The organism is Rodentibacter mrazii (assembly GCF_001998825.1).
Lineage (GTDB): Bacteria > Pseudomonadota > Gammaproteobacteria > Enterobacterales > Pasteurellaceae > Rodentibacter > Rodentibacter mrazii.
Genome location: NZ_MLHG01000046.1, coordinates 1 through 10,736 on the forward strand (window position 1 = coordinate 1; position 10,736 = coordinate 10,736).

Annotated in this window: 8 protein-coding genes; 5 read left to right on the plus strand and 3 right to left on the minus strand. The window is 39.9% G+C overall.

What is annotated here, in order from left to right; translation table 11 throughout:
• Positions 1–52 precede the first annotated feature (52 nt).
• Positions 53–2,176 (plus strand): anaerobic ribonucleoside-triphosphate reductase, encoded by a 2,124-nt coding sequence (gene nrdD, locus BKK47_RS07590; RefSeq protein ID WP_077494264.1) that lies wholly within the window; start codon positions 53–55, stop codon positions 2,174–2,176.
• Between the two features lie 235 nt (positions 2,177–2,411).
• Here nrdD and fbpC read toward each other — a convergent pair whose 3' ends face one another.
• The 3 genes from fbpC to BKK47_RS07605 form a co-directional block, all read right to left on the minus strand.
• Positions 2,412–3,458 carry a ferric ABC transporter ATP-binding protein gene (gene fbpC, locus BKK47_RS07595; RefSeq protein ID WP_077494265.1) on the minus strand — a complete coding sequence of 349 codons (1,047 nt, stop codon included), beginning with the start codon at positions 3,456–3,458 and terminating at the stop codon, positions 2,412–2,414.
• 63 nt (positions 3,459–3,521) lie between these two features.
• Positions 3,522–5,573 (minus strand): ABC transporter permease, encoded by a 2,052-nt coding sequence (locus BKK47_RS07600; protein WP_077494266.1) that lies wholly within the window; start codon positions 5,571–5,573, stop codon positions 3,522–3,524.
• A gap of 322 nt (positions 5,574–5,895) precedes the next feature.
• A complete protein-coding gene (locus tag BKK47_RS07605; RefSeq protein WP_077494267.1) occupies positions 5,896–6,936 on the minus strand; it encodes an ABC transporter substrate-binding protein in 1,041 nt (346 codons plus the stop codon).
• A gap of 169 nt (positions 6,937–7,105) precedes the next feature.
• Between BKK47_RS07605 and udk the strand changes: the two genes are divergently transcribed.
• The 4 genes from udk to BKK47_RS07625 are packed head-to-tail and all read left to right on the plus strand — an operon-like array spanning position 7,106 to position 10,709.
• Positions 7,106–7,747, plus strand: coding sequence for a uridine kinase (gene udk, locus BKK47_RS07610; protein ID WP_077433164.1), 642 nt, complete (start codon positions 7,106–7,108; stop codon positions 7,745–7,747).
• A gap of 8 nt (positions 7,748–7,755) precedes the next feature.
• On the plus strand, positions 7,756–8,340 hold the full coding sequence (gene dcd, locus BKK47_RS07615; RefSeq protein WP_077494268.1) for a dCTP deaminase: 585 nt from the start codon (positions 7,756–7,758) through the stop codon (positions 8,338–8,340).
• Positions 8,341–9,531, plus strand: a complete 1,191-nt coding sequence (locus BKK47_RS07620; protein WP_077494269.1) for an AsmA-like C-terminal region-containing protein — start codon at positions 8,341–8,343, stop codon at positions 9,529–9,531. It begins immediately after the preceding gene.
• The gene (locus BKK47_RS07625) at positions 9,531–10,709 is read left to right on the plus strand and encodes a sugar transporter (protein WP_077494270.1); all 1,179 of its coding nucleotides are present in this window, start codon (positions 9,531–9,533) and stop codon (positions 10,707–10,709) included. The genes BKK47_RS07620 and BKK47_RS07625 overlap by 1 nt, the downstream gene beginning before the upstream one ends.
• Positions 10,710–10,736: the final 27 nt, after the last annotated feature.

The following is a 10,736-nucleotide window of genomic DNA, read 5'->3' on the forward strand; positions in this document are numbered from 1 at the left end:
ACTATATATAGTATGTGTCACATTTTAACAATACTATATTTTGGAGCATACAATGAACGCTTTTAGTGTGATTAAACGTGATGGTTCACGTGCTGATTTTGAAATCCAACGCATTATCCAAGCTATTAAAAAAGCCACAAGTGCGGTCAATATTCACGATGAATTTTATTGTCATCAAATTGGACACGAAGTGGGAAACGAAATTTTTATCCACCATCAACAACAAATCGACATCAATCAAATTCAAAAAATCGTCGAAGATAAATTAATGGCAAGCCGCTATCCACAAATCGCACGAGCTTATATTGAATATCGCCACGATCGCGATTTAGCCCGTGAAAAACGCAGCAAACTCACCAAAGAAATTGAGGGGCTCATTGAACAAAGCAACGTGGAATTGTTGAATGAGAACGCGAATAAGGATGCGAAAGTCATTCCGACCCAACGGGATTTACTTGCCGGTATTGTGGCAAAACATTACGCCAAACATCATATCCTGCCACGTAATGTAGTCGAAGCACACGAGAAAGGAGAAATTCATTATCATGATTTAGACTATGCGCCGTTTTTCCCGATGTTCAACTGTATGTTAGTGGATTTAAAAGGCATGCTCTCCCAAGGATTCAAAATGGGCAATGCGGAAATTGAACCGCCAAAATCTATTGGTACGGCAACCGCTGTGACGGCACAAATTATTGCACAAGTTGCCAGCCATATTTACGGCGGCACCACTATTAATCGTATTGATGAAGTGCTGGCACCCTATGTTCAAATCAGCTATGAAAAACATTTAAAAAATGCACAAGAATGGCAAATACGCGATGCAGAAGGCTATGCAAAAGCGTTGATTGAAAAAGAATGCTTTGATGCCTTTCAGTCTCTAGAATACGAAGTGAACACCTTGCATACCTCAAATGGGCAAACGCCTTTTGTAACCTTTGGATTCGGTTTAGGCACAAGTTGGCAAGCCCGTTTAATTCAACAATCTATTTTAAAAAACCGTATTCGTGGTTTGGGTAAAAACCATAAAACACCGGTTTTCCCTAAACTCGTGTTCACCATTAAAAAAGGGCTTAACCAAGCAAAAGGCGATCCGAATTACGATATTAAACAGTTGGCGCTTGAATGTGCCTCTAAACGAATGTATCCGGATATTCTTAATTACGATCAGGTCGTGAAAGTAACGGGTTCTTTCAAAGCGCCAATGGGCTGTCGTAGTTTCTTAGGGGCTTATGAGGAACAAGGCAAAGAAATTCACGATGGACGTAACAATTTGGGCGTGGTGAGCCTGAATTTACCACGTATCGCTTTAGAATCAAAAAATGAAGCGGAATTCTACCGTACTTTGGATGAACGCCTTGCTATTGCCAAAAAGGCTTTAATGACAAGAATTGCCCGCCTTGAAAATACCAAAGCCCGTGTAGCTCCGATTCTTTATATGGAAGGTGCTTGTGGTGTACGTTTAAATGCCGATGATAATGTCGCACAAATTTTCAAAAACGGACGAGCCTCTATTTCACTCGGCTACATTGGTATTCATGAAACCGTCAATGCCCTTTATAAAAAAGGTCATATTTTTGATGATGAACAATTGCGTGAAAAAGGTATTGAGATTGTTCGTCATTTGCATCGTGCTGTGAAACAATGGCAAAAAGAAACAGGTTATGCCTTTAGCCTCTATTCCACACCGAGTGAAAATTTATGTGACCGTTTCTGCCGCTTGGATACCAAACAATTTGGCATTATTGAAGGGGTCACAGATAAAGGCTACTATACCAACAGCTATCACTTAGATGTAGAAAAGAAAGTCAATCCTTACGATAAATTGGATTTTGAAATGCCTTACCCACCTTTAGCCAGTGGTGGATTTATTTGCTATGGCGAATATCCGAATATCCAACACAACTTAAAAGCGCTGGAAGATGTGTGGGATTACAGCTACGACCGTGTCCCTTATTATGGCACTAATACACCTATTGACGAATGCTACGAATGTGGTTTTACCGGCGAATTTGAATGTACGAGCAAAGGTTTTGTTTGCCCGAAATGCGGTAATCATGATAGAAGCAAAGTATCAGTTACCCGCCGTGTATGCGGTTATTTAGGCAGCCCGGATGCACGTCCGTTTAATGCGGGGAAACAAGAAGAAGTAAAACGTCGTGTAAAACACCTTTAGAAACAAAAGTGCGGTTAATTTTAACCGCACTTTTTTAGATAAACTCGGTATTATGTAGCAGTTGTACAAATCTGTTTGTTTTTTAGTTGGTTAGCTTGTAGGGACACACTGCGTGTGTCCGAATTTTAACCTATTGAAATGATTTTATAACGGACACACGCAGTGTGTCCCTACATGTCGTTAAAATTTCTATTTTTGTGCATTTGCTACATAGTACCCAATAAATTAAAATGAGCTATTCTTTCTTCAATAAAAAAATGCCGTGTTTTGACAAATTTACATAGGCTTGTTTGAGCTCGGCATCAAAATCTTCCGGTTTACAATTCACCAGTAATTCTTTTCCTGCCCAAATCGCGACCACTTCCCAATGGTTGCCCATATAGACCGCACTTTTAATCTCGCAACGCTGACTATCCGTACCTTCAACACTCAAATAAACCGCTTCGGGACGAATCCCCACCAAACATTCTCCATCAGCCAAACCAAATTGTGCCGTATTAGAAAGGGTGATTTGATAACCATTAATATCCACCGTATCATTTTGTAATTTCCCCTCAAAAATACTGGACTCTCCCATAAAATTCGCCAAAAACAAGGAATTAGGGCGAAGATAAAGGGTTTTTGCCGGTGCTTTTTGCATAATTTTACCTTTATGCATCACAATAACCTCATCGGATACAGCGAATGCTTCAGTTTGATCATGAGTAACATATAAGGACGTGATACCCAATCGTTGTTGTAATTCACGAATTTTTTCACGCATAGAACGACGAAGATTCGCATCTAAGTTGCTCAATGGCTCGTCAAATAACAATACTTTTGGTTTCAATACTAAGGCACGGGCTAACGCCACACGTTGTTGCTGCCCGCCAGAAATTTGATCGACAAATCGCTCTTCAAAACCGGCTAAATCCACCAATTCGAGGGCTTCCTTGACCCGCTGAGTGCGTTCTTGTTTGCTCACACCTTGCATTTTTAAGCCATAACCCACGTTATCGCCAATACTCATATGCGGAAATAAAGCATAAGATTGGAATACAATACAAATATCGCGGTTTTGTATAGAAGATTTCGTCACATCTTCACCGTCAATAAAAATTTGACCGGATGTAGGATTTTCCAAGCCTGCCACCAATCTTAATACGGTGGTTTTACCGCAGCCGGACGGACCAAGCAAAGTAACCATTGTGCCACGTTTAATAGTTAAATCTAAATTATCGATGACAACCGCTTTACCAAATGCTTTGGTAATGTTTTTCAATACTAAAAAATCATTGTTCATATTTACTACCTTTTAAAAACTTTTCATTTTTATACCGCACTTTTGTAGATTTTCAGACGGTGTTTAATTCATTTTTTTCGCTTTTGAGCGACTAATACGGGTATCCCCTACGATCCAGTCGAAAAATAGAATAATCGCCATCATCACGACGATTAAAATCGAACCATAGGCAATCGCCACGCCGTATTCACCATCCTCTACCCTATTTAGAATATAGGATGTCGCAACGCGAGTGTCGGCGGTAACGAGGAATACAATGGCGCTCACCGTTGTCATAGATCGTACAAAACTGGTGACTAATGCGGATAACAGTGCCGGCTTAAGCAATGGCAGCACAATAAATACAAGGGTTTTAAATGAGCTGCCCTTAAGTGAGAGAGAGGCTTCATCGAGGGATTTATCCAATTGTCCCAATCCTGCAATCGCAGCACGCATCCCCACCGGCATATTACGCATGACCATAGAAAGAATAATGATTAATCCCGTCCCTGTGATATAAATCGGTGCGTTATTAAAAGCAAGGATATAAGACACCCCCGCAACCGTCCCCGGTACGGCAAAGCAAAGTAAGGTGAGAAATTCTAACGTCTTCTTCCCTTTAAAATCACGACGCACCGTAATGTAGGCAATCAATAAACCAAACAGTGCCGTAATTGGCGCCGCGGCAGCGGAAAATAAGACGGTTTGAATAAGAGACGGCCACGCCCCGTCACTAAACCCTTGACCAAATAAAGCAAGATAATGTTTGAAGGTTAATGTGTAATCTACTCCCCAGTTAGCTGTAAAGCTACCGTAGAAAATGCTGCCGTAGAGAACCACATTGAATAACACCCAAAAACCTAAAATCAGCATAATGGCGTATTTCATTAGATTAGGCAGATCCTGCACATCACCACGATAGGATTTACCAGAAACCGTCACGTACGAGCGATTACCTATCCATAAATACTGGATCACGAAAATTGATAGCGAGAAAATAAGCAATAAACTACCCAGTGTGCTGGCTGATGCATAATCAAGTTGTGAGCCTGCAATAAAAAAGTAGATTTGTGAGGAAATGACATCAAAACTACCGCCCAGCACCAATGGCGTACTAAAATCCGCTAAAGACTGAATGGCAACCACAAGGAATGAGTTACCCAGTGCCGGTTTCAATAATGGGAAAATGATATTGAAAAAGGTTTGATAGCGGTTTGCACGCAAGGTGTATGAGGCTTCTTCAATGGAAGGGTGAACAGATTTGAGCGCCCCCTCCAAAATCATAAAAGACATGGGGGTCAATGCCAATGTATGAGCAATGACAATCCCTGTAAAACCGTATAACCAGTTATTATTAAAACCAAGATACTCTACTAAAAATTGGGTAACATAGCCCGAACGCCCAAGCATTAACGTTACGCCTAGCCCTACTACAAATGGTGGGGTGACAATGGGTAAAATGGAGAAAATTTTACCGATAAAAGCGGTACGTTTGGCGATACGTGTCGTATAAAGGGCAAAAATTAAACCAAATAGCGTTGCCAAAATACCAATCGTTGCCGCCACACTCAATGAATTGAAAATGATGCGAATAATATAGGGCTGTTCAAGGATTGTTAAGAATTGGGTTGGAACAAATTCCGAACCGTCATAAAACATAGAAATAAAAATTGCCAAGGTAGGATAGACAATAAAGAAGAAAATCATCAATACAATACTGATAAGTGAAGCGATGATAAATTTATCACCTTGCATTATTTTCATTTTTGCCAGAGCATTCGTTGCCATGGCAATCAATGACACCAGCAAAATAAAAATTGAATAACCTAAACTCATTTTAGCGAGTGTTGCAGAGATAAAGATAAATGTAACAATTGTACAAATCAGCAGAAATTCAAATAATCCTTGTTGGCGAGCCTTCTGCCTGAAAAAATGCGAGATAACAGGAATCAGCAATAATGTACCGAACCAAAACCAACTAAGATTAGGAGCCATCCATCCCATCGCTTCCAGCAGTTCCTCTCGGGTTGATTCAGCGATGCCATAATAAAGTGCCGTAGAAGGCAAACAAACGAACCCCATTAGTGCAATAGCAATCCAAAACCAATTGCTTTCAAAAAGCACCTGCTTTCTCATTAATTAATACCTCCGCAAGGCTATTTGGCGTTTTCTGTAGTATATACGAGAGACTCACGCCACAAATTCATCTCATATTTATAAAACAAGATCAAAGTGCGGTCAAAAATTGATAATTTTCCAGTATTCTGCAACAGTTACACAAATCTGTTTTCTGGTTAGCTAGCTTGTAGGGACACACTGCGTGTGTCCGAATTTTAACATATTGAAATGATTTGATTTTATAGTGGACACACGCAGTGTGTCCCTACATGCCGTTGAAATATCTATTTTTGTGCATTTGCTACATCATACCGTAATTTTCAACCGCACTTTCAGAATATTACTTCGCTAATTTAATCTCTTGAACCCATTTTTCAATAAGACGTTTACGTTCTTCTGTAGCACCATATTTTTCAAAGTCGTAATTGATTAAATTGAGTTTGGTCGGCTCAAATGCCACAGGAGATTGCTCAGCTTTGGTATTGGTTAAAATCTGCAAAGATTCCCCTTTCTTCCAAGCCAGCTCCTGTCCTTCTTTCGAAAGTGCCCAATCTATAAATAATTTGGCATTATCAAGATTTCGAGCACCTTTAATGATGCTTACACCGCCCAATTCATAACCGGTTCCTTCACAAGGCACGATTAACTCTAATGGTGCACCTTGCTGTTTTTCTAGTGCATAATCGTGTAAAAAACCAATACCAATTGCGGTTTCAGCCCGTGCTGCATTGCGTGACGGTGCGATACCGGATTTGGTGTACTGAGAGACATTCGGATGTAATTGTTTGAAGAAATCAAAGGCTTTGTCCTCACCCCAAAGTTGTACAAAAGTGGCGATGGCAGTATAAGCAGTACCGGAACTTTGCGGATCGGCAATTTGGATTTCCCCTTTTAACTTAGGATCCGTTAAATCTTTCCAACATTTCGGGACTTCTTTAATTCCTAATTTAGCAAGACGTTCGGTATTGACTCCAAAACCTAAAATCCCCATATAAACGGCGGAAACATAATTACCTTTCGTTTTTGCCGGATCACGGAACGATTCAATAATTTCATCAATATGTTTAGATTTATAAGGTTCAATCAACCCTAATTCTGCCGCTTGAGCCTGTGGATCAAAGGTGCCGCCAAACCAAACATCCGCTTGCGGATTATTTTTTTCTGCCTCGACTTTTGCAAAGGTACTGCCCGAACCATTGCGGATAAACGACGTTTTCACATCATATTTTTCGCCAAAAGCTTTTGTGGTAGTTTCGCATAAAATATTCGTGGCACTACAGTACACCACCAAGCGTCCCTTGGCGTTCACTGCAGAAGACATCATTAAACCGCCCGCTAAAAGAGCGGTTGAAATTGAAAGAGAAATTTTATTGAATTTCATAGCAAATACTCCTACTGGGTGAAAACGACAAAATACTATGCGAAAACGAAAAATAATACCGTGACGCCCCTCACAATTTTGTAAATTGGTAGCGAAAAATAAAGATGAAATTGACCGCACTTTTATTTATAATTCAGGGAATTTTCTCAGCCTTCAGGTTATAATATTCATGCCAGATTCATCTTGTATCATCATTGCCATCACCGGTGCTTCTGCCTCAGGTAAAAGTTCCATTGCTTCCACTGTTCATAAAGAACTCTGTAACGAACTAGGTTGTCAGCAAATCGGTATTATTGCAGAAGATAGTTACTATAAAGACCAAAGCCATTTAGAAATGAGCGAACGCGTAAAAACCAATTATGACCACCCCAACTCAATGGATCGTGATTTACTCATTCAGCATTTAAAAGATTTAAAAGCCAATAAAGCGGTAAATATTCCTGTTTATAGCTATGTAGAACACACCCGAACTGCTGAAACCACTCACTTCACCCCTAAACGTATCGTTATTTTAGAAGGCATTTTATTACTCACCGATGAACGAGTGCGCCAATTAGCGGACATTTCCGTTTTTGTAGATACCCCGTTGGATATTTGTTTTATCCGCCGCTTGCAACGTGATATGGAAGAACGTGGTCGTTCATTACAATCTGTTATTGAGCAATATCGCTCAACAGTACGCCCGATGTTCTTACAATTTATTGAGCCGTCTAAGCAATATGCTGACATTGTGATTCCACGTGGCGGTAAAAATCGTATTGCGATCAATATGTTAAAAGCTCAGATTCTTCATTTATTAAATCAAAAGTAGGAGAAATTATGCGTCTTTGCGATACCGATATTGAACGCTATCTTGATGATGGCATTATTTCTTTAACACCTCGTCCCGCTAATGACAAAATTAACGGTGCAACCATTGATGTTCGTTTAGGCAATTCCTTCCGAGTATTTCGTGAACATTCTGCGCCTTATATTGATTTAAGCGGTCCTAAAGAAGAAGTCTCTGCACAATTAGAATCCGTCATGAGTGATGAAATTATCATTCCTGATAACGAAGCCTTTTTTCTACACCCCGGTGTGTTAGCACTGGCGACTACGTTAGAATCCGTCAAATTGCCGGCAAATATCATTGGCTGGCTAGACGGACGTTCTTCCCTTGCCCGTTTAGGATTAATGGTACATGTCACCGCACACCGTATTGACCCGGGTTGGGAAGGTAAAATCGTCCTTGAGTTTTACAACTCCGGTAAACTGCCTTTAGCCTTGCGTCCCAATATGGTGATCGGCGCACTCAGTTTTGAAGTGTTAAGCGGCAATGCAGCCCGCCCTTATAACAGCCGCAAAGATGCAAAATATCGAAATCAACAAAATGCTGTGGCAAGTCGCATTGATGAGGATAAATAAATGAAAAAGATCGCAATAGGCCTGTTGATCGTGCTTGTTGCGATCTTTGCTTTTCTTTACATCCAACTTCAACAAGCGAAAACACAACTCACCGAGCAATTAGCGCGACACAATATTCAAGTAAAATCGCTTGACTTCAATCTTATTCCTCAGCCTTATTTCTCTATTGAGCAGCTGAATTATCACGAGATTTTTCTCAAATATATTGAAGGTAAATTAGCATTTTTACCATTAATTATCGGTGATCCAGAACTAGAACAACTCACGATTAATCAAGCAAAAATAGGCGAAAAAGCACTTAATTCTGCCAAAATAACGATGAATTTTTCAGATTTCCCACTGAAAAAATTATTAGCAAAAGATATTCCGTTTAATGGTAAGAACCATCTGTCTATCGAACTTGAAAAACCTATTTACGGTAGAAATACCGGTTTCAATCTTTCTTTTAATAAAGGAAATATCACCCTTAATCAAGGCAACGAATCATTGTTCCAAATTGATGGAGTATCTTTAAACGGTCAAGCATTGGATTATATTGAGGTACACGCCAATTTCTCTAAACCGCAAAAAATGTTGGCAGCCTATATAAAGCCTGTCTGTACTACTGATTGTTTAGCCGTGCTGAAATTCAATAGTCTTGCACAAAAAAGTGCGGTCAAATTTTCCGGTAAAAATTTTCCGATGGAACGTTTACTCACCTTACTGAGTTTTCCGAATACGATGACCGGTACGACCGATTTTAATATTCAGCTCGCCTTTGCTCAGTCAGAATTAATACAAGGGCAATTTGACTTTAATGCACGAGACGGCGAACTTTTAGGAATTAATTTATTGAATCTGCTCTCACAATATTTGCCGATTAATTACAATGATGAATTATTACAAGGGAAAAGTATAAATACCGCCTATCAAACCGTTATTTCATCACTGAGCCTTGAAAATAATTTATTAACCGTCAATAAAATCAGCCTAAAAACACCCGCACTTTTAGGAGAAGGCAATGGTGCGATTGATTTACACACTATGCAATGCGATATTAATCTCACGCTCTCTACCACAGATGAAAAATACAAAAAGCTGAAATTGCCTATTCGCTTTTTTGATAGTTGCTATTCGCCCCAGTACAAACTGGAATTGAATAAAGATTTTCGGAAACAATTAAAAGATCTCATTAAAGAGAAATTGAAGTAATGTCCTTTTACCAACAAGCTGAAAAAATCCAAAATTGGCGGGTCATCATCATGGCTTGCGCTGCGTTTATTTTCAATACCACGGAATTTGCACCCGTTGCGTTATTGACCGATATTGCTCAAAGTTTTGATATGCAAACCGCTGAAAGCGGGCTGATGATGACAGTCTATGCTTGGACCGTGCTAGTGATGTCTTTGCCGGCAATGCTGGCAACAAGAAAAATAGAGCGGAAAAGTTTACTCATTAAACTTTTTGTGATTTTCATTATCGGACATATCCTCTCTGTGACTGCGTGGGATTTTTGGGTATTACTGATTGCCCGTATGTGTATTGCATTATCCCATGCTATTTTTTGGTCTATCACTGCCTCCCTCGTGATGCGAATCGCTCCTAAAAATAAAAAAACGCAAGCACTCGGAATGCTGGCGATGGGTTCATCCCTTGCCACGATCTTAGGCTTACCCCTCGGACGTTTAATCGGTCAGCTTGTCGGATGGCGGGTTACTTTCGGCATTATTGCAGTCCTCGCATTAGTGGCAATGTTCTTAATTATTCAACTTTTACCCCATCTCCCAAGTAAAAATACCGGCTCACTTGCCAGCTTACCTGTTCTTGCCAAACGTCCACTGTTAATCGGGCTTTATATCACAACGGCGCTCATCATTTCAGCACATTTTACCGCCTATACCTATATTGAGCCTTTTATGATTCAAATCGGGCAATTAGCACCAAATCTTACCACAATGATACTTCTCGTATTTGGCTTGTCTGGTGTGAGTGCAAGTTTACTTTTCAATCGGTTATATCGTTTTAACCCCAAAAAATTTATTCTGAGTGCAATCATATTATTTATTATCTCGCTCTCACTTTTGTTAATCTCTACCCACTATGCCACTACAATATTTATTCTTGCTTTCATTTGGGGAATAGGCATTTCCTGCATTGGACTTGCTTTACAAATGCATGTTCTGAAACTCGCCCCTGATGCAACCGACGTTGCCACAGCAATTTATTCGGGCATATTTAATGCAGGGATTGGTGCCGGAGCGTTATTTGGCGGTCAAATCATGAATCATGTGGGATTAGAATATATCGGATTGAGCGGGGCTTTACTGGGGCTCATTGGATTAGCAATTTTCATTGTTTTCCAATTTCGTTATTCTCAGAAAAATGCCTAACTTATAACAAATTCAGTTATACTAACC

Excerpts from the sequence above, each read along its gene's own strand:
- dcd (WP_077494268.1), top strand. The coding sequence starts at position 7,756 with ATGCGTCTTTGCGATACCGATATTGAACGCTATCTTGATGATGGCATT.
- BKK47_RS07625 (WP_077494270.1), top strand. The coding sequence starts at position 9,531 with ATGTCCTTTTACCAACAAGCTGAAAAAATCCAAAATTGGCGGGTCATC.
- BKK47_RS07600 (WP_077494266.1), bottom strand. The coding sequence starts at position 5,573 with ATGAGAAAGCAGGTGCTTTTTGAAAGCAATTGGTTTTGGATTGCTATT.
- BKK47_RS07620 (WP_077494269.1), top strand. The coding sequence starts at position 8,341 with ATGAAAAAGATCGCAATAGGCCTGTTGATCGTGCTTGTTGCGATCTTT.
- udk (WP_077433164.1), top strand. The coding sequence starts at position 7,106 with ATGCCAGATTCATCTTGTATCATCATTGCCATCACCGGTGCTTCTGCC.
- nrdD (WP_077494264.1), top strand. The coding sequence starts at position 53 with ATGAACGCTTTTAGTGTGATTAAACGTGATGGTTCACGTGCTGATTTT.
- fbpC (WP_077494265.1), bottom strand. The coding sequence starts at position 3,458 with ATGAACAATGATTTTTTAGTATTGAAAAACATTACCAAAGCATTTGGT.
- BKK47_RS07605 (WP_077494267.1), bottom strand. The coding sequence starts at position 6,936 with ATGAAATTCAATAAAATTTCTCTTTCAATTTCAACCGCTCTTTTAGCG.